The following is an 18,686-nucleotide window of genomic DNA, read 5'->3' as shown; positions in this document are numbered from 1 at the left end:
GATCAGGAGCGGTTTTCCCTCCTTTCGGCTGCTGTGATCGATCCTGCGCTGTGGCGGCACCGCCGGCCGTGCTTGTTGTTCTGGTGAGGAGTTGAGTCGTGGCCCGTCGTCGTGTCGCCGTCGAGTTCATCGCCGAACTCGGCCAGTTCAGGCGCGGGACGCGGGACGGCGCCGACCAGGTCCGGAAGTTTCGCGACGAATCCAAGGCTGCTCAGGTCGAGGTGCGGAACCTGGCCCGGGAATCGGTTCGCGCGCAGCAGGATTTGCGCCGGTTCGCGGACGGTCGCCGGCAGCTCGTCGACGTGGGGGCGGCGGTCCGGTCGGCCCGGCAGGACATGGCCGCTCTCGCCGACCGGACCCGAAAGTTGGCGAACGACTTTGCCGCCGTGAACGGCACCGTCGCCGCCGCGCTGGCGACATTCCGTAGGCTGCCGGCGGCGGCGCAGGCGGCCGGCCGGTCGATCCGCAACGTTGATCTGGGTGAGGCCGCCCGGACGGCGCGGGCCGCCGCGAGCGGTGTCGGAGAGATCGGCGGCCGGGCGTCCCTCGCCTCCGTCGTCGGCCTGGCGGCGATCCCGACCACAGCGGCTGCCGCAGCGGCGGCGTTGCAGACAATCCCGCCTGTGCTGGGCGTGATCGGCGGCGGGCTGGGTGCGATCCCCGGCCTGGCGGCCGGCGCGGCGGGGTCGATCGGCACTCTCAAGCTGGCGACGGCCGGGCTCGGCGACAGCATCGAGGAGATCTTCGAAACCCCGGACGGTGTCGACCCGTACACGCGCCTGTCCGCGTCCGGGCAGAAGCTGGTCGATGTGATCGCCGGGCAGCGGAACGCGCTGCTGGGGTTGCGGCGGGTGGCGCAGGATCAGGTGTTCGCCGGCCTGGACGCCGAGGTGACCGCCCTGGCGGGGACGGTGCTGCCGTTCGCGGAGCGGCAGGTCGTCCGGTTCGGGACGACGTGGAACCAGACGTTCCGGCAACTCTCCCGCGTCGGCCAGGACCAGCAGTTTCTGGCCGGTCTGGATGCGGCGTTCGACAGCGCGGACCGGTTCTTCGACGGGGTCAACCTGCGGATCCCGACCACCGCACGAGCGTTGAGTCAACTGTTCCGGACGTCGCAGCCGTACGTGGACCGGTTCGGCGGCTCGCTGCTGTCGTATGTCGACGACTTCAACGCGTGGATCGACGACGCCGCCGGCAGCGGTGACCTGACCCGCTTCTTCTCCGACGCCGCCGAGCAGGCCGACGCCCTGCTCGACATCGGTAAAGAGGTGCTGGTGCTGGTTGGTCGGATCGGTGGGCTGCCGTACGGCGGGGACACGCTGCGGGACATGGCCGACGCCCTCGAACGGTTCAACGACGAGGCGCACAACATGCGTTCCGTGGAGGGTGTGATCGCGACCGGCAACGCGGCCGTGCGTGGCCTGGTCGACGTGCTTGTCATCCTCGGCGAGACGCTCGGGGAGACCCTGGCCGACCCGGCCACCCGGGACGCGGTGGTCGCGTTCTTCGACATCCTGGGCGTCGCCGCGCAGGTGGTGTCCGGGCTGGTGCAGGCGTTCGCGGCCCTGCCGGGTCCGGTCCAGTCGACGGTGCTGGTGTTGGCCGCGTTGCTGATCGTGGTCGGGAAGCTTCGGGGTGCCGCCACCACGATGGGTGTGGCGGTCGGCACGGCAACAGACCGGCTGGACAGGATGGGGCCGGCCGGGCAGCGCGCCAGCCGTGGTCTTCGATCGGTGGCGAGCGCCGCAGGCAAGGTCGGAGGTGCCCTGCTCGCGTTGCAGGTCGCCGGGGTCGTGTTCGACCAGTTCGACGACTCCGCAACCAAGGTTGAGGCGCTGAATCGTTCCTTGACCAAGTTCACCCAGACCGGCGAGTTGTCCGGTGAACTGACCCGTCTGTTCGGTCAGGATCTCAACCAGCTTGGGAAGGAAGCGCACGCCGCCGGGGATGGGTGGTTGCCGAAGATCGGTCGCAGTCTGGAAGCGATCCTTCCGCCGTTGAAGGTTCTCAACGAGGAATTTCAGGACGGTTCGTTCACGGGGGCGGCGCAACGCTTCCGTGAGGTCGACGAGCAGCTTCGGAACATCGGGGAGACGACCGGGGACGTCAATGGTGTGTCTGAGGTGTTCCGGAAGCTGTTTGCCGAGTCGGGTATGACGATCGCCGAGTTCAACAAGTTGTTGCCGGAGACAGCGGCGTGGCTTGAGGAGGCACAGGCTCGGGCGCACGGCGTCACCGCCGAGCAGCAGATTTTGAACGGGTCGATGGAAGACGCGATCCGGATCGTCGGCGGCTACACGCAGGCGTGGAAGCAGCTCAACGGGGAGATGCTGTCGACCGATGAAGCGATGTTGGCCGCGAACGAGGCGTTGGAAGCGGTGAAGGAGTCGTTCAAGGAGAACGGCAAGGCCATCACGGGCAACTCCACTGCCGCGCTGGAAAACCGGATCCGGGTCGGTGAGATGGCCGCCGCCGCCGCCAACGCTGCGCAGAAGAAGTATGAAGAAACCGGCAGCATCAAGGCCGCGAACGAGGTCTACAACGGCTACATCGGCCAGCTACGCCGCACCCTGACGCAGGCGGGGTTGACGAAGGCGCAGATCGAAACGCTGATCGGCGCCTACACCAGGATGCCGGAGAGTATCGGCACCACGGTCACGGCTAGAACGGCCGGCGCGGAAGCGTCGCTGCGGACGATCCGGAACACGCTGAGCAGTCTCAACGGCAAGACCGCGAACGTGTACGTCCACACCTACTACAAGCAGTCCGAGGCGACGTCGGTGCGCCGCTGGGGCGGGATCACCGAGCGGGCGCAGACGGGGCTGCTGCGGGAGGCGGATGTCTACGCCGCCGCGACGACCCGCCGGTACGCGTTTGCGGAGGCGGAGACGGGCGGGGAGGCGTTCATTCCCCGGCTCGGGAATCGGGACCGGTCGCTGTCGATCGGCCGGCGGGCGATGGAGTGGTACGACCACGAGGTCGTCCCGCACGGCAGCCTGCCGGCCGCGTTCCTCGCCGGCATGCGCGCCGCCGCGTACACGCCGCCGAAGGATCCCGCGCCCGTCCTGGATCCGCTGGTGCTCACGCAGGCTGTCCGCGCCGCGATGATCGGCGTGACCGTGCAACTCGACGGCCGAACCGTCGGCTACATCACCGGACGCGACGCCGACCTCCTCGCCAGAGCCTGAGGTTGCGCATCGTAGGTAGCGTCACCCGGCATGGGAGCATTCGAGCCGTGGCACCTGGTCATCCTCTCGACCTGCTGCCTGCTACCGGTCGCTGCCGTTGTATCTGGCGGCATATGGGCGGCTAGGCGGAGGCGGTAGACGTCGGCGTATAGCTCGGGGGTGCGAGGGTGAAGGGCCGGCGGGGGGCTTGTACGCGTACCCCCTGCCGGCCCTTCGGTCGTGTGCGCAACCGGTAGACGGGCTGGTTGTTGACGCCGGTCAGCGGCTTTCCTACGTCGTTGGGCGGCTTGGCGAGTTGCGACGTCTCGTCACACTGCCGGGAGTGAGAATCAAACTGGGATGCAGCCCTCACCGCCGTCGTGGTCACCCTGGCCATTGAACTTCTCCTGCGGCCATACCTGGAACGCCGAAAAGAGCAGTTCATGAACACCTTTCGTGCGCGACGCGAATTCCTCGGCGAGATCGTCACCCTGGCCCAAGCCGCCCGATTCGTCGTCGGCGAGCTACCGAAGGACGCTGGGCGAGAGGTCCGGGAGAACTTCCACACCGAACAGCAGCGGCAGTACGAGCAGATGGTGGAGTGGGTACAACGGATGTTCGACCAGATGGGACGCTACGCCGCCACGTATGGGCGGCTGATGACGGACACCATCGACTACATCACCTGCCTGCGAGGAGTGACGCTGTCCGGCCGCCGCCGCAACCGCAAGGCGGACATCATCGTCGGGCTGGCGGAGCCGGCAGCTGAGGTCTTCAACCCGAGCATCTGGCGACCGATCAGATTCATGAACGCCCGTAGCATGCTCAAGCAGCGGATCGAAGCCACCTGGCCAGACGAGTCGGGCGACGCGATCGGCACGATCCCCGACGGACCGTGACCGTGTGTCGCACCGTCGTCAGCCGAACAGTAGCGCCAGCAGCGCGACGACTACGGCCACCAACGCGAGGAGAGTATTCGTCCAAGTCAGCCAGTAGGTCCGGCGTGCGAGTCCTACCGCCTCTCGACCCAACTTCTCCGAGGCCACGGCTGACCGCTCTCGCGAGCGTCGGTCCAGCTCATCGAGGTAGTGCCGCGTGCCCACGACCGTGTTTCTCGCGTGCGAGTCATGGCGACGGACGATCTCGTCGTCGTTGAGTTGCCGTAGGGCTTCCAAGCTTTCTGCCACATGGATCAATGTACGAAGCGACTCCACATCGCATGCGCGGCGTGTCGCATCCGGGCACCTACTGCCCTCGGGCGGAGCCACCCGACGTCATGCCAGGATCGGATGTCCGACTTCTGACTCGGCGACCCGTTGGGCTGCCAAGAGGCTGGCAGACTGCCGACCGTGGATGCGAACCGAGTCAGTGCCAGCGTTCTTGTCGGGCTGGGTGTGGGGCTGGCGCTCCACAGCTACGGCGCGCCAGCGGGGTTTCCGCCCACCGCAGGTATTCTCGCTGCGATCTTCGCGGCACTTTTCCTGCGACCGCGAAACAGATAGACGGCGTCGGGGTTGGGAAGCTCAACCTCAGGTTCGACCGACACCGGTCACGCCGCCGGCTCGATCGCCCGCTCCACAGCCTGATGCAACGCCAACTCCAACTCGGTCCGCCGCACCGTCACCACATCAGTCCGGCCCGCCGGCCGGGCCGCCCGCTCCACCAGGCCACGAATCACCACGGACGGGTTCGTGCCCTGCCGGGCCGCCTCATCCTCCACCCAGCGGGCCAGATCCTCAGGCAGGCGGATCGACTGCACCACCATCGCCGGCCGGGAGGGTGAGGTGTCAACCTCGGCGCCGCTCCAGTCCCGGTCTTCCAACGCTCGGAGCGCGTCATCGCGGCTGGCCATCAGGATCCCCCTTCGAACATCTTGCGGATGGCGTCGATCTCTTCCCGGTCGAGATGCCGACCGCCGACCAGCAGGTAGGCGTCGTCGGTTTCCTCGATCAGGGCGAGGGCGAGCCAACGCCCGTCGCGGTCGGGTGCGGCGACCCTCAGTACGGATCCGGTGTGGTGGCGGATACGCCGGTGGGCGTTTCTGAGGACGTGGATCGCGTCGCGCCAGTCGATGCCCGCTGCCGCCAGGTTGGCGTAGCTGGTGTCGTCGAACCGGTACTGTTCGTCCACCCGACCAGCGTACACGACGTAAACGGCAGGTCAGGAGGTTAGTAGGGGCTTCGGGACCGCTCGTCGAACAACCGCCATGCGTGCTCGGTCATCTTCAGGGCAAAGAACGTTGAGAAGAACAACCGCTCCACGTTGACTGTCACCCGCAGATGAGCGATGCCAGCCGGAGCCCCTGGCAGTTCGTCGTGCGCCGCCACCGCAACGGTTGACCAGAAGTCTCCGTGCGCCACGGCGCTGCATATGCCCCAGATGAGGCTTGCGATCGTTTCGCCCATCGGCGCGTGCCCACCCGCCGATGCCACGATCTCGCCGTAGCCGGGACGGTTGAGCGCCCGCTTCGGATCGAGACTGGAACGCTGGGCAAGATCTCGAATCTGCTCCCGTCGCTCCTCGGGCGACCGGGGACCGACAGAGCCGATCAAGTTTTTGATCTTCTCGCCGTTGTGGATGTCGACCGCCGCAAGGCGAAGGCGCCGCAACACGCGTTCCGAACGTGAGGCCGGAGCGAGTAGCCAGACTGCGGTGCTGGCGTTCTCCATCGCCCCGCGAACCAGCGAATACGGGGCGTACATGTGCAGCATGCCGGTCCTGAGGGTTGTCCGCAGCATGTGCAGGCAGTCGACAGCGTGGCTGATGGAGTGCCAGGTGGCATAGCTGGTCTGGTATGGGTCAGTTCGGTGGTTGTCGGTACTTAACGGGCTGCCGGGGGCGACGGTGGCCCGTGGCGAGTCCGGGTCGATGCGGGTAAGCCATGGGTCGATCTGAGTCAAGAGTTGAAGGAGCTGGTTGAAGAACTCTTTCTCACGATCGTCCATGATCGGCCAACGTAGCCGCTGCCCGATGAAGCCGTCTCCTGTTTATCGGCTCAATGACACGGCGCTCAACCGATGCCCTCACGCGTCATCGGCGGACCGCCGGGCTTCGGCCGGGTCAACATCCGCGCCCGCAGCGCCTCCCGGATGTCGCCGTCGGCCAGCGACGCCGGCTCCAACCCCTCAGCACCCCATGACTTCACCTCAGCCCGGAACCAGCCGGGCCACGACGGATCCCCGACGATCTCCCGCAGCCGGGCCTCAACAGCAGACGCCTCCACCATCACGCCACCCTCGCATCCCGTCGGCGGCCTCCCGCCGCAACTCCCGTCCCAGCCGGCGCCGCACCTGCCGAGGCGAGATGGACCGATCCGGGCAGTCCGGGCTGGCAGGTGCACGGCAGTGCGGGCACCACGGGCGGGCATACCGGCCCGGCATCCTCGCCACCACTCACCCCTCCTTGTCGGTGTACGGGTTGGTTTCCCCAGGTAGGTACGGATGAACGTGGCCAGGTCGCGGCGTGGCGACGGGCCGGTGGGGTGTCCGATGAGTAAGACTTCGCCCGGTATGAGCTGGGCGGAGGGCGGCGATGGTTCTGCGGTCGGAGCGGTGGCTGGAGCTGCGCCGGTACCGTGCGCTGCATGAGGCGGGGCTGAGCCTGTCGCAAATCGCTCGGGAGACCGGGCTGGATCGCAAGACGGTGCGGAAGTACCTGGCCGGCGAGGCCGCGGCGGCGCCGCCGCAGCGGTCACCGCGTCGGGACGCCCGGGCGTCGGTGTTGAGCCCGTTCGCGCACGTGATCGACGCGTGGCTGCGGGCGGAACTGCTGCTCAAGGGCACGGTGATCCATGAGCGGCTGGTCGAGCAGTACGGGTTCACCGGCAACTACCAACGTGTGAAGCTCTATCTGCAGGAGGCCCGGCCGCGGATCGCGGCGGAGTTGGGCATCGGCCCGGACGAGCTGGCCGGGTTGCACCGCCGGTTCGAGGTCGTGCCGGGTGCGCAGGCGCAGGTCGACTGGGGCGACGAAGGCGGAATCCTGGCCCACGTCGGGATCGCCAAGGTCTACTCGTTCCACATGGTGCTGTCGTATTCGCGAGACCCGTTCTGCTGCTTCACCACCAGTCAGGACCTGTCAGCGTTCTGGGAGTGTCACCGGCGGGCGTTCGCCCACTTCGGCGGGGTGCCCAAGTCGATCGTCTACGACCGGACGAAAACGGTGGTGCGCCGGCACGTCGCCCCCGGGCAGGCGGTGCCACTGCACCCGGAGGCGGTCGCGTTCGCCGGGCACTACGATTTCGACATCGACGTCCTGGCCGCCTACCGACCCACTGGCAAGGGCCGGGTCGAGCGGCAGGTCACCATCGTCCGCGACCACGTCCTGGCCGGGCGGGGCTTCTCGTCGCTGGCCGACCTGGACGCCGCATTCCAGGCGTGGGTGCCGATGCGCCGGGCCCGAACCCACCGCACTCACGGCGAGGTCATCGGCGTCCGCGCCGCCCGTGACCACGCCGCCCTGCGGTCCCTGCCGGCGCGGCCGTATGTGGTCGCCGCGAGGCATCTGCGGCATGTCGGCAAGGACTGCCTGATCGCCTACGACGCGAACCTCTACTCCGTCCCTGCCCGCCGGGTCCGGCACCGACAGCTGGTCGAGGTCCGCGCCACCGCCGCGACCATCACCATCCACGCCACCATCGCCGACCAGTACGGCCAGACCCTGCTGGCCAGCCACCCGAGGGCGGTCGGACGCGGCGCCCGGATCGTCGACCCCGCCCACTGGGACGGTCTGCCCGACGGACACAGCCGGTCGACCACGACCGGCGACACCCCACCCCCACGCACCCGACCGGCACCCGGCGGCGGTCCGCTGCAGGCGCTGCTGAACCGGGCCGCCGCCGCCCACGTCACCGTCGACCGCCGACCGCTGTCGGTCTATGACCAGATCGCCGGCACCAGCCCCTTCACCAGCACACGCACCTACCCGAAGGGCACCAGCTCGTGAGTGACCTCGTCGCCGACCGCATCCGGGCCACCGCCACCCGCCTCGGCCTGCCGCACCTGGCCCGCACCCTGGCGGACCTCACGGCCCGCGCCGACACCGAGGCCATGGGCTACCTGGACTTCCTCGACCTGGTCCTCGAAGAAGAACAAGCCGTCCGCGACGAGCGTCGCTTCCGCTCAGCGTTACGCCTGTCGAAGCTGCCGCATCACAAGACCCTCGACGAATACGACTTCGCGTTCCAACCCGAGCTGGACCCGCGCAAGATCCGGGACCTGGCCACCCTCGCGTTCGTGCAGGCCAAAGCCAACGTCGCCCTCCTCGGTCCGCCCGGCGTCGGCAAGACCCACATCGCCGTCGCCCTGGCCGTCGCTGCCTGCCGAGCCGGGTTCACCGTCTACTTCACCAGCCTCGACGACATGGTCCGTCACCTCACGGCCGCCGATGACATCGGACGGCTGGCCCGCAAGCTGCACACCTACCTACGCCCCAATGTCCTGGTCATCGATGAGGTCGGCTACCAGCCCCTCGAACGGGCCCAGGCCAACCTTGTCTTCCAAGTGATCTCGAAGCGCTACGAGAAGGGCTCCACGCTGCTCACCTCGAACAAGAGCTTCGGCGAATGGGGCCAGGTCTTCGGCGACGAAGTCCTCGCTACCGCCATCCTCGACCGGCTCCTGCACCACTGCGACGTCGTCGCGATCAACGGACCCAGCTACCGGCTCAAGAACCGCCTCACCGCCATCGACGGCCAAGCCAACGTCGCCTGAGCCCGGCCAGGCCACGGTCACACTTTTCGAGGACGAGGGCCTCGGATCCTGGAAAGGACCACCGCGTCAGCGCGACGGCCGGGAAACGACAGGAAGCTGCGCAGCACACCCTCCTGCTCGAAGCCGGCAGCGGTGAGAACCCGCCGGGACGCCTCGTTGTCCGGCTCCACCCACGCCTCCACCCGCTCCATGCCCGCGACGTCCAACGCCCACGACGACGCCATCCTCACCGCACGAGTGGTGATTCCTCGTCCTCGCGCCGACGGGATAAGCCAGTAGCCGAGACCAGCCACCTCCGGCTGCGGCCGAAGCATGAGCACGACCGAACCGAGCGCTTGATCAGTCACCGCATCAGCAATCGCAAGCGAGACGCCCTCACCGCTGCCGACTCGACTCCACTGCCGAGCGATGAACGCCTGTCCCGCATCGACCGAGAACACTCCCGGAACCGTCGTGGCCTCGACAATTCGCGGATCCTGGGCCGCGACTCGAACACAGTCCAGATCATCCTCCCGCCATCGACGAAGACGAACAGCCCCATCAACAAGATCAACAGCAGGGTAGGTCAACGGCACCGAACCAAGCTACGCCACAAGCCGCCCCCGGGAGTCCCCGCTGACCCCGCCCCAGCCCGATTGACCTCCCCGGACAGCCTGGCCACGTTCATCCGTACCTACCTGGGGACACAAACTCGTACGCCGACACTCCTCCCGATCCTCCACCACCAGCCCGGCCCGCCGATCCCGCTCCCCAGACCGGGACGCCGCCACGTACAGGGTCCACCGGCCACGCATCGCCGCCTTGTACGGGCCCACATGCCGGGTCGGAACCACCGTCACCCCGGGCTTCAACACGTGCGGAGGCTTCGACCGTTCCGCACCCACCACCGCCCCCCCTTCGCGCGTCAGATCGGCGACACACCCTGGCCACGCTACCCACCAGACGGCGAACATCAACCGCCGTGGAACCTGAACCCCTCACCGCGACCCTCACCGCGACCCTCACCGCATGGGCTGCGTGGGTAGGCGTCGTCGTCGCCGCCTCCGCCCTCGTCATATCTGTCCTCGCCTGGCGTGCCGCACACCGGTCCGCCAAAGCCGCCGAACGCGCCGTTCACCAACAGCAGACCCCCACGTTCACCGCCGAGATCGAACCGGTCAACGGCGGGAAATGGCACCGGCTCGCCGTCCGGCTCGACGGACCCAACGACCTCGACGACCTAACCGTCGACATCCTCGACAAGGAGCTGATCTACGTCTCTGACCGCAACAGGGAACCGCAGCCGGAAGAGGCCCAGCGGCGGCATGTGGCGACGGACGACGACAACCGGCCCGGCCTGGCGATCGGGGACACCGTCATGTGGCGGGTCGCTGCCGCCGGCAAGCACGTACACGGCGATCAGGTGACGCTGCGCTGCATCGCCAAGGTTGGCAAGGCCGAGTGGAAGCCACTGGTATCTGTCGAGGTCCCTCGCAGCCTGCGACCGAAAGCGCAAGCGAGATGGGTCTGACCGGCCCCCGGGGGTTAGCCGGACTCGCCGTGGTCAGCGAGTCAACCGCATGTGCCGCACCTGCCGGTCCGAATGAAGAAGCGTCGTCTCCCCCACCTGAACCCAGCCGTCACCCCACAGACCACCGCCGTGACGCTCGCCCAAGCACGAACACTCGCAGTCGTCGCCCAGCGCCTCCCGACAGCGCGTGTCGCACTTTTGCGTGGTCGAGAACTCCACCGACGCGAATACGACCCCGAACCGCTCAAGGAGCGCGTCGACCAACGGCGTGAAGTGGCTCCGGGCCAAAGTCCAGTAGCCAGGGTTCTTGACCCACGTTGGCTGGATCCGGTCGCCCAAGACCGACTTCAGCCAGGACCGGTTGTTGCGGTGGTACGGCATGCCCAGGCGAAGTCGATCTGGCTGCATCGGCCGATAGATGTGAGGGTCAGCCATCGTGAATCTCTAACACTTTGCCGCCCGAGGCAGGCGACGGGCGTAGCCGCCGCCGGGACATTACATGCCCCCTTGCGACAATCTCTCTCACTTGGGCCTCAAAGATCTTTTGAGCGCCCGAGAATGGGCCGAAATCCGTATCGGTAGTCGCCTTCGCTGGCGACCTAGCATCCAGCCGCTGGTATTCATGGATCAGCGTCACTGCGGCATCCCTTAACTCCTCACTGCCCGGCGTCATGAAAAACCTCGTTGAAGCCTCATAGCGGTCCGAAAAGGGCGTGGGGTGCCCAGAGGCGGCCACCCCGCCGCGGAGCGCCTCCCGGAGGTTGCCGACATGTCGCCCGTACTGAACTGAGAACGCGATAGCCACCTCGGCAAGCGCCCTAACTTGATCACGTCGAGACTCCGCGCGACGGCGGACGAAGTCGCCGGCGAGAACCAGCAGTCCACCGATAGCCGCGCCCAGCAATCCTGCGAGTACGTCCATGCGGGTCATGGTTGGTGATCGGTGCAAACGGGAGCACGGCAGCCGTGCTCGGAACGAGCCGAACGAGCGGCGCCCGCGCGGGGCCAGGTCAGAAGACCAGCAGCCGGACTTCGTAGCCCTTGTAGAGACCAGGGTCACGTGTAACGATCACGGCGTTCAGTGCGTGCGCCTCGTAGACGGTGTGTCTCGTGGAAAGATCGCCAGGCCAAGCTCCGACGTCGATCGCGCACTGCTGGCCCATCCCGATGGTGTCCACGCCGGGGCACAGCAGCAGAGCGGACCAGCCATCCGAAGTGTGATCAATCTCGGCTTGCGCGACGGCCATCGCCGCGACAGGGACGATCAGGCCGAGCCTGCCGGACTCGGCATCGTCGAGAAGGTCGGTCATCTTCGGGTGGGCTTGGAAGAACGCGATCAGGGCGGATGCGTCAAGCACCCGGAGGATGCGTTGACTCATGCGACGTCGCGTCGGGGGTCCGAGCGTCGAGAATGTGGCTGGCTATCTACCTCATCCTGAAGCCGCATCCAGTCCGCCTTCTCCTCCGGGCTGAGTAGTCGGTGAGGTTTGCCGATCGCCGCACAGAACCGCTGCGACGCGGTCTGGACAGTGGTTGACGTGGTCGACTCCCGCAGGTGGCGTAGGTAATCAACGAACGCCTGTTTGGCCTCGTCGGGGATATCTCGCGCCCTCAGCATCCGCATGATCTCATCGACAGTCGGTGTCAGGCCGAGGTCATCGCCGTACCCAGCGGCGACGAGCTGTAAGCGGGGGATCCCCAACGCGTCGTAAAGGGGCCGGACTTCGTCTGGCTCGGCGTAGCTCCCGAAGCTGGATTCGATTTCGTCGATTCGGGCAACCGGAAGCCCGGTCCGGTCTGCCAACAACCGCTGCGTCCATCCCTTCCTGACGCGAGCGTTGCGGATGCTGGCGGCGACGGCCCGACTACTGCGGGACGCCTCCACGGCAAGGGGGTTGGATGATCTGTTGAGAAGGCCGAGGGCGATCGCGGCTTGGATCGGTGAGATCCGAAGGGCGATGCAGACAGCTCGCACGTCATCTGACTTTGGGTTGTCGAAGTCGCCATTTTCCCACTGGCTGATCCTTCGCAGGGAGACGTCTGCGAGGCGAGCTACGTCTTCCTGTCGTAGCCCAGCCCGACTGCGTGCCTCTCGTAGCAGCTTCGCGAAGGCGTTGTCGAGAGAACCGAACCATCGCGCTTCGAGGTCAGCCATGCTCGGATCGTAGCGTCGGTGACGCTGGCTGCACGAGAGGTTCCGGCGAGGAAGCGGCGGCAGCTAGTCGTCCAGCCTGAAGATCGCCGTTGCGCCGTACGCAGCAGGTACGTGCCGCTTCGGCGGTAGCACGCTGCGCGGGGCGTGTGGGACAGTGGAGCGCGTGATGACGATCGAAACGCCGCGCCCGCGTGAGGCCGACGTCGCCGAGGCGCTCGCCGACCCGGGCCGGCTCGCCCGGTCGAAGGAGTCGCACGCAGAGGGTCTGCGCAAGCTGGCCACCGCTGTGCAGGTGGCGATCGGTCGAGGCGCAACGTGGGCAGAGACCCTCGCCGTCGTCGAGCGCGCCGCCGCCGAGGAGGCGTCCACGTCCCGGCTGGCTGCGACCGCCCGCGCCCGGGTGCATGACGGCAACGACTCGTTCTGACCCCAGATACGTTGAGAGGCCCGGACCGTGGCAATGGTCCGGGCCTCTCTTCGCGTGTGCCTCTTCGTGTGTGCTGGTTAGGTGGTGTACCGTCCGCCGTCGAGCTTCCGCAGCCTGCCCTCGTCGGCGAGCTTGCCCACCCACTTATTGATCGTCTTCATGCTGACCGTGACGCCTCGGGTGCCGAGGATCCGCTGCATCTCGGTCGGTCCGATGCCTTCCGGTCCGGCGTCCCGAGCCAGCTCGATCAGCAGTTCCGGCCGCCAACTCGCGCCGTCCTGCTCGGCGGCCGGACGGAGGTCGGCGACCAGTTCGTTGAAGATGCTGCCGAGTTGCTCAGGCTCCATCTCCCGGAACTGCTGCCGGTGTGCCATCCGCCGGAGCCCTTCCCGGGCCCGACGACGGCGCTCGTCCCGCTCGGCGGCCGTCAGCGGCGGTGCCTCCTCGGAAACGGCGTGGCGCCCAGTCGACGGGCGGGCACCAGCGGCCGGCACGACGGGAGGATTCGGGTCGGGTGGCGCCACCGGCACGGAGGCTGAGGTTGGCCGGCCGGCAAGCCGGTCCAGCCAGTGCTGCAACCGCTGCAACCGCTCGCCGTAAATCCCGGCGCCAACCTGCTGGCCCGCCCGGTCGACCTGGGCGCGGTGCCCGTCGGTCGCCAGCACCAACCGCCGGATCTTGTCCGGCAGAGTCCGGTACACCTTGATCTGCCGCACCGCCGCGCCCTGGTCGCCGCGCCGGAGGAAGAACGTGCCGGGGTGCACCAGGTCGGCGCTGCGTACCCGGGCGCCCGGCAACATGTACTCCAACTCGGTGTCATCCTCGACCGGGCCGCACAACTTGAGGCTGGACTGCTTCCGCAGCGATACCGGAATGGTGTCCTGGGTCGCCCGCAACGCCGAGAAGATCACGTTGACGGCCTCGGCGCGGCCGATCCGCTGCACCTTCCGCAGCGCGTCCATCGCCGCCCGGGCCGCGGGGTCGTCGTCGACCTCGGCCGTCTCGTCGACCACGATGGTGATCTGCGGCAGGTCACGGGTCACCGGAAGCAGGTCACCGCCGGAACGGGCGGTCAGCCCCGCGTACCTGGCCTTACGATCGGCGGCGATGGCAGCGGCGACCCGGGCCATCAGCACGACCTCCTCAGCAGTGGAGGCCACCCAATCGATCGGCGGCGTGGTCACCTCCCCTTCGGCGTACGGCAGCATGAATGGAACCGCGAGTCCGCCGCCGTTCAGGTCGGCGACCCAGGTGACGTTGTCCTGGCAGCGGAGGAGCTGTCCGATCAGCACCTTGAGCAGGTTCGTCTTTCCACCGCCGCGCTGGCCGGCGATCAGACCGGATGCCTGCCGGAGGTTGACGACCGCCGTGGTGGTGTCCTCGTTGAGGCGGATCGGCAGATCGCCCCAAATCGACAGCCGGTCGGTGTCATCGGGCAGCGGCACGTCCTTAGCCAGCGCGTACACGGTCGGAATCCGGACGACGGCCGTGCCCTGCAAGTCGCCCTCAACGGCCGAGATCATGCAACCCTTCGGCAGGCGTGGATGAACGGAGCTCGCCAGGCGTGTCGCGTTGTCGCGAAGGGCCGTCCAGGTGTCCCCCGAGCCAGGAGCGAACTCGACACCGAGTGTGAATCCGGCCCCGTTCGGCCAGTCGCCGAAATCGGCGACCGTGACGGGCTGAACGCGGCAGATCTTCTCAATAAGCGCCTTCCAGTACGCGCACCGACCGGCCGGTTCCGGCAGCTTGTCGCGCTGGGTGGCGTTCGCCGGCTGTGACGCATCCTCGGGAGCGAACGCTGGAGCGACGAGCCAGCCGGCTGCAGCGACGGAGCCGCCAACGACTAGGTTCGCCAGGTTCCACGGGCCGGTGATCGTCGACCAGACCGCCCACCCTCCGGCCGCGACCCCGGCGGCGAGCCGGAACGCCCGCTCCGACCACGGCCGAGACGTCACCCAGTCCCGAACCGCCATGCCGGTCACCACCCCGACGGCGGGGATCGCGGGCGCCCACGTCGGCACGTCGACCGCCTGCCCGAGTCCGGCCGCGACCAGCGGCCCGACGGTGGCGATGACGCCACCCGCGAGGTTCCCCCACGATCCCCGACCGTCCACCACGCTCCTACCTCCTCTACCTGTTGTTCCTTGGTCAGTCCGCGTCGCGGACGTCCCACTTCGCCTCGATGTCGCGGGAGCCGTGACGCGGCGCCTCGCCCCGCTCGATGTCGGTCTCGTTCTCCTTGCGCACGGTGCCTCGGGCCTCTTCGGCAGTGCCGGCCGCGGCCTTGATGTCGGTAGACACGGAGCGCAGGGCCTCGGCGACCTCGGGCGCCACCGGCCACTCCGATTCGGCGCGACTGGCCATCTGACGCATGCCCGCCGCTACCGCGCCGAGCGCCTCGCCCAGGTGCGGCATCTCCCGGAACATCTGGTGCATGTTCTCCGGGTCGTACTCCCTCAGCGCGGCGGCAAGGTCGTCGGCCGCTGCCCGTACTCGGTTCATGTCTCCCATGTAGCTACCTCCTGTGTGTCGCGGGGTGGTGACCGGCGCCGGCTTGACGTCGGCTGCTTTCTGGACGGCCTCGCGAACCCGCTCCTCGTTGGTGTGCTTCGGCTGGGCCGGTTGCGCCTTCTGGGTCTGTGCCGGCTTGACGGCGGTCGGGCCCGGCGACGGCTTCCGCCTCGGCTCGGCCTGAGCTGCCGGCTGCGGCGCGGCGCCCTGCCGTATCCCCTTGAGCAGGTCCGGCCAGAACCGACCGCCCCTGCCCTTCGGCGACTGGCCGGACGGGTTGCCGCTGGACGGCCGGCGCGTGAACGAGTTGCGGCTGCGGGAGCCAGTCGGGCTCGCCTTGCTACCGGCCGGCGTCGTGCCTCCCCGGAACGGATTGCGGAACAGGCTGCCCTTCGGCGAACGCCCACCGGCCGGACCGGATCGGGTGGCGCCCTTCGGCGACGACCGTCGACCGGGGCCGAACAGCCGGCCGAGCGGGCTGCGTCGACTACCGCTGGGGCGGCCGGACCCGCCGACCGGAGCCTTGTCAGTCCGGCCGCGACCGGGGAACAGCTTGCCGAGCAGGCCGGGCTTGCGCTGCCGGCCGCCGGCCGGTGATTCCCGGTCGCGGCCGGACTTGCCCCGGGCCGGCCCGAACAGCCGGCGCAACGGTCCACCGCCGTGGGTGGTGCTAGTGGTCGTCACCTTCCGCGCAGCCTGGGTCGTGCCGGTCCGACGAGCCGCGCGGGCCTTCCGCCAGGCGAGGAACAGCAGCACCCCGGTCGGCAGCAGGAATAGCACGACGGCCGCCAGATGGATGCCGATGCCCCACCACAGCCCGCCGACCTGCCAGATCAGCAGCTCCAGCGCGGCCACCACGAGCGCGACCGCCGCGATCGTCTTCGGCGGGGGCAACGGGCGACGGCGTCGCTTGGTTCGCTCGCGGATGACCCCGTCAGGCACCTTCCTGGGGCGCTCCTGCGCCACCTTGAGGGTGATCGTTTCCGGGTGAGTCACCGGGGGGTGAGTCACCTGCTCGTCAGTTGTCATTTCCGCACCTCAAGCGCGGTCTGGGGTGACTCGTCGGCGGGGTGAGTCACCCGGGGTGACTCACCCCACGGGATCACCTCGTCGGGGCTCAGCGCCTCAGCTGGTGCCGGCTCGTCCTCGACGACCATCCGGGGCGCCAGTCGGCGGGCGAGGCGGAAGCAGAGCAGCGCGGTGCCGCCCAGCGCGCCGAGGGCAACGGCGAGCCAGGTGTGGATCCGCGCCCATCCACCGGACGGCACGGTGGCCAGCAGAAACAGGCCCAACGCCGCCGCCGCGCCGAGGGCGATGTTGCCCCGGGTATCGAGGGCGCGCTGCCGACGGCGGCTCATCGCTGGTCCGCCCGGTACTCCCGCGCCAACGCGGCGACACACGCGGCCATCCCGAGCAGGGACAGTGTGAAGAACAGCCAGGTCAACCAGGACGGCCCGACCAGTTCGCTGATGATGGTGCCGGCGACCGGCATGGTCGTGGCGACGCCTACCTTGTGCACGGCGCTAGTCCAGAGGTGCACCGGGTACGCGTCGATCGGCTCATCGATGGCCCGGGTCAGCTCGTTGGTCTGCATCTCGTGCTCCTCTCAGACCACAGCGCGGTCGACGTTGTCGCTGGTCAGTCGCTTTTCGATTTCGGCGTACAGAGCGTTGGCCTGAACCTGCTCGGCCTGGGCGCCGTAACGGCTGCCGCTGCCCTGATGGATCCCGGCCAACTGCATGACCCGTCCGTAGTCACGGATCAGCTCGCCGAGGGTCTTGGGCCTCATCGGTGCTCCTTTCAGACCGCGTTGCGGTCCGTGTCGTTGGTCCGTTCAGCCCGCTCAGCGCGGACCAAGTTGATAGCCGCCTGCGCATCCTGGGAGTTGGTCCAACCCATGACCGGCATTACAGTCCGGCGGCCAGGGATCTCGCCCCGATATCGCTTGCGGAGCGCCTTCACCATCGCCAGCACGCGCGGCGGAACGTCGTCGACCGGTGCGGTGGCCCGACTCTTGGACCGGCCGTTGACCTGCTGGTCCACCGGGTTTGACTGGTCCACCTTCGGGCTGCCGAAGTGGTCCGCCGACTGGTCCACCTTCTGGTCCGGCTCTTGGGCCGCCGGCTGGTCCACCCGGTGGTCCACCGGGCTGGTCTGGACCTGGTCCATCAGACCGGTCGGAATCCGGACCACGTTGTTGGACCAGAACGGGTCCGCTTGAGGTAGTCCGGCACGGAGCCGGCGGGTGGTCTCCCGGGTGCCCAGCCGGATCTCGTCGAGGGCGGCCCGGGTGCGATCGTCGATCGGATCGGCGGGCCGGTCGACGTCGGCGAGCAACTCGCGCTGGATGCCAAGGGCGATCCGGAGCTGCTTGCGGGCGGCGGCGACCGTCGTCTCGTCGGCTGCCTTCGCGAGCGTCTGCAAACGGCGGGCGTACTTCGCGGCCTGCTCGGCCGTCTTCGGGTCCTGCTTAACGCCCTCTACTGGCCGGGTCGCGTGCACCGCCAGCGCCGCGTCGACCAGCTTGGCCACGTGCCGCTGCCGCATCGTGTCGGTCAGATCGTCGGCCGCGCCCGGCTTCATCCACCCCCAGCGGACCATCAGCCGTGTCGGCGTCCAGATCCAGTTGGACTCCTGGCGCTCGCCGCCGGTATCACGCTCCCGCCTCGCCAGGATCTTCTGCGTCCACAGAGCAGCGGCGACCAGCGGCGAGAAGAACCGGAAAAACCAGGTAGCGGCATTGCCGCTGGCAAAGGAGACCGTCACCGACCCGGCGGCGGACATCAACCAGATGATCAAGAGGAAGCCTGCGATCCGCGCCTTGGGATCGGCTTTGAGCGCCTTCACGGCGGCAGCGCCCTGCGAGTAGATCACCACGTCGTAGGCGGCGAACATCGCCACGGTCAGGGGGATGTTGACGCCAAGCCGTTCGTGGACGACCTCCCACATGCCCTCGGTGGTGACGACCAGGAATAGCAACACGCCCAGGTTGGCGGCGACCTCGTCGTGCTCGCGGCCCTTGACGAACTTCCGGATCGTTCGCACAGCGATGACCGCGCCGAGTAGGCCGGCGCCGACCGCGACGTACTGGTCGTACACCCGCAGGAAGTCGACAACCGCTGTCCACCACGCGGAGATTTCGAAGCGGCTCATGCAGCAACCGTACAGCCATATAGATGAGGCAGCAAGGTTGATGTAGGCTCAT

Annotated in this window: 21 protein-coding genes; 6 read left to right on the top strand and 15 right to left on the bottom strand. The window is 68.1% G+C overall.

Features of this window, described 5'->3' with window-relative positions:
- The first annotated feature begins 98 nt into the window (after window positions 1-98).
- Complete coding sequence (locus tag ACN27G_RS27620) at window positions 99-3,188, top strand: hypothetical protein (RefSeq protein WP_421495652.1); 3,090 nt, start codon at window positions 99-101, stop codon at window positions 3,186-3,188.
- 359 nt (window positions 3,189-3,547) lie between these two features.
- Window positions 3,548-4,066 carry a hypothetical protein gene (locus ACN27G_RS27615; RefSeq protein WP_421495651.1) on the top strand — a complete coding sequence of 173 codons (519 nt, stop codon included), beginning with the start codon at window positions 3,548-3,550 and terminating at the stop codon, window positions 4,064-4,066.
- Window positions 4,067-4,716: 650 nt separating this feature from the next.
- Here the strand turns inward: ACN27G_RS27615 and ACN27G_RS27610 are convergent.
- The 4 genes from ACN27G_RS27610 to ACN27G_RS27595 form a co-directional block, all read right to left on the bottom strand.
- Window positions 4,717-5,019 (bottom strand): hypothetical protein, encoded by a 303-nt coding sequence (locus tag ACN27G_RS27610; protein WP_421495650.1) that lies wholly within the window; start codon window positions 5,017-5,019, stop codon window positions 4,717-4,719.
- Window positions 5,019-5,297, bottom strand: a complete 279-nt coding sequence (locus tag ACN27G_RS27605) for a hypothetical protein (protein ID WP_421495649.1) — start codon at window positions 5,295-5,297, stop codon at window positions 5,019-5,021. The genes ACN27G_RS27610 and ACN27G_RS27605 overlap by 1 nt, the downstream gene beginning before the upstream one ends.
- 38 nt (window positions 5,298-5,335) lie before the next feature.
- Window positions 5,336-6,112, bottom strand: coding sequence for a hypothetical protein (locus tag ACN27G_RS27600; RefSeq protein WP_421495648.1), 777 nt, complete (start codon window positions 6,110-6,112; stop codon window positions 5,336-5,338).
- A gap of 65 nt (window positions 6,113-6,177) precedes the next feature.
- Window positions 6,178-6,393: a hypothetical protein gene (locus ACN27G_RS27595; protein ID WP_421495647.1), complete on the bottom strand. Its 216-nt coding sequence runs from the start codon at window positions 6,391-6,393 to the stop codon at window positions 6,178-6,180.
- A gap of 305 nt (window positions 6,394-6,698) precedes the next feature.
- On the opposite strand from ACN27G_RS27595, the gene istA reads away from it, so the two are divergent.
- A complete protein-coding gene (gene istA, locus ACN27G_RS27590) occupies window positions 6,699-8,111 on the top strand; it encodes an IS21 family transposase (protein WP_421495646.1) in 1,413 nt (470 codons plus the stop codon).
- Window positions 8,108-8,878: an IS21-like element helper ATPase IstB gene (gene istB, locus ACN27G_RS27585; protein ID WP_123111745.1), complete on the top strand. Its 771-nt coding sequence runs from the start codon at window positions 8,108-8,110 to the stop codon at window positions 8,876-8,878. The genes istA and istB overlap by 4 nt, the downstream gene beginning before the upstream one ends.
- 17 nt (window positions 8,879-8,895) lie before the next feature.
- Here the strand turns inward: istB and ACN27G_RS27580 are convergent, their stop codons facing one another.
- Window positions 8,896-9,453, bottom strand: a complete 558-nt coding sequence (locus ACN27G_RS27580; RefSeq protein WP_421495645.1) for a GNAT family N-acetyltransferase — start codon at window positions 9,451-9,453, stop codon at window positions 8,896-8,898.
- A gap of 386 nt (window positions 9,454-9,839) precedes the next feature.
- Between ACN27G_RS27580 and ACN27G_RS27575 the strand changes: the two genes are divergently transcribed.
- Window positions 9,840-10,388 (top strand): hypothetical protein, encoded by a 549-nt coding sequence (locus ACN27G_RS27575; protein ID WP_421495644.1) that lies wholly within the window; start codon window positions 9,840-9,842, stop codon window positions 10,386-10,388.
- Window positions 10,389-10,421: 33 nt separating this feature from the next.
- On the opposite strand, the gene ACN27G_RS27570 is transcribed toward ACN27G_RS27575, so the two are convergent.
- The 4 genes from ACN27G_RS27570 to ACN27G_RS27555 all read right to left on the bottom strand — a co-directional run bounded on the left by ACN27G_RS27570 (window position 10,422) and on the right by ACN27G_RS27555 (window position 12,543).
- On the bottom strand, window positions 10,422-10,823 hold the full coding sequence (locus ACN27G_RS27570; RefSeq protein WP_421495643.1) for a hypothetical protein: 402 nt from the start codon (window positions 10,821-10,823) through the stop codon (window positions 10,422-10,424).
- Window positions 10,816-11,310: a hypothetical protein gene (locus ACN27G_RS27565; RefSeq protein ID WP_421495642.1), complete on the bottom strand. Its 495-nt coding sequence runs from the start codon at window positions 11,308-11,310 to the stop codon at window positions 10,816-10,818. Before ACN27G_RS27565 ends, ACN27G_RS27570 begins: the two co-directional genes overlap by 8 nt.
- 88 nt (window positions 11,311-11,398) lie before the next feature.
- Complete coding sequence (locus ACN27G_RS27560; protein WP_421495641.1) at window positions 11,399-11,767, bottom strand: hypothetical protein; 369 nt, start codon at window positions 11,765-11,767, stop codon at window positions 11,399-11,401.
- Window positions 11,764-12,543, bottom strand: a complete 780-nt coding sequence (locus tag ACN27G_RS27555; protein ID WP_421495640.1) for a helix-turn-helix domain-containing protein — start codon at window positions 12,541-12,543, stop codon at window positions 11,764-11,766. The genes ACN27G_RS27560 and ACN27G_RS27555 overlap by 4 nt, the downstream gene beginning before the upstream one ends.
- A gap of 166 nt (window positions 12,544-12,709) precedes the next feature.
- Between ACN27G_RS27555 and ACN27G_RS27550 the strand changes: the two genes are divergently transcribed.
- The gene (locus ACN27G_RS27550) at window positions 12,710-12,970 is read left to right on the top strand and encodes a hypothetical protein (RefSeq protein WP_421495639.1); all 261 of its coding nucleotides are present in this window, start codon (window positions 12,710-12,712) and stop codon (window positions 12,968-12,970) included.
- A gap of 77 nt (window positions 12,971-13,047) precedes the next feature.
- Here the strand turns inward: ACN27G_RS27550 and ACN27G_RS27545 are convergent, their stop codons facing one another.
- From ACN27G_RS27545 to ACN27G_RS27520, 6 genes are read right to left on the bottom strand one after another with little or no spacing between them, the layout of a single operon-like run.
- Window positions 13,048-15,087: a hypothetical protein gene (locus tag ACN27G_RS27545; protein WP_421495638.1), complete on the bottom strand. Its 2,040-nt coding sequence runs from the start codon at window positions 15,085-15,087 to the stop codon at window positions 13,048-13,050.
- Window positions 15,088-15,118: 31 nt separating this feature from the next.
- Window positions 15,119-16,510 carry a hypothetical protein gene (locus tag ACN27G_RS27540; protein ID WP_421495637.1) on the bottom strand — a complete coding sequence of 464 codons (1,392 nt, stop codon included), beginning with the start codon at window positions 16,508-16,510 and terminating at the stop codon, window positions 15,119-15,121.
- The gene (locus ACN27G_RS27535; RefSeq protein WP_421495636.1) at window positions 16,507-16,839 is read right to left on the bottom strand and encodes a hypothetical protein; all 333 of its coding nucleotides are present in this window, start codon (window positions 16,837-16,839) and stop codon (window positions 16,507-16,509) included. Before ACN27G_RS27535 ends, ACN27G_RS27540 begins: the two co-directional genes overlap by 4 nt.
- Entirely contained in the window at window positions 16,836-17,075 is a 240-nt protein-coding gene (locus ACN27G_RS27530) for a hypothetical protein (protein ID WP_421495635.1), read from the bottom strand. Before ACN27G_RS27530 ends, ACN27G_RS27535 begins: the two co-directional genes overlap by 4 nt.
- A gap of 12 nt (window positions 17,076-17,087) precedes the next feature.
- Window positions 17,088-17,270 (bottom strand): hypothetical protein, encoded by a 183-nt coding sequence (locus ACN27G_RS27525; RefSeq protein WP_421495634.1) that lies wholly within the window; start codon window positions 17,268-17,270, stop codon window positions 17,088-17,090.
- 11 nt (window positions 17,271-17,281) lie between these two features.
- Window positions 17,282-18,634, bottom strand: coding sequence for a hypothetical protein (locus tag ACN27G_RS27520; RefSeq protein WP_421495633.1), 1,353 nt, complete (start codon window positions 18,632-18,634; stop codon window positions 17,282-17,284).
- Window positions 18,635-18,686 lie beyond the last annotated feature (52 nt).

This window comes from Plantactinospora sp. WMMB334 (assembly GCF_049179095.1).
In the GTDB taxonomy this organism is placed as follows: Bacteria; Actinomycetota; Actinomycetes; order Mycobacteriales; family Micromonosporaceae; genus Plantactinospora.
Note: the sequence above shows the minus strand (reverse complement) of the source record. Positions and strands in the feature narration are given on the sequence as shown.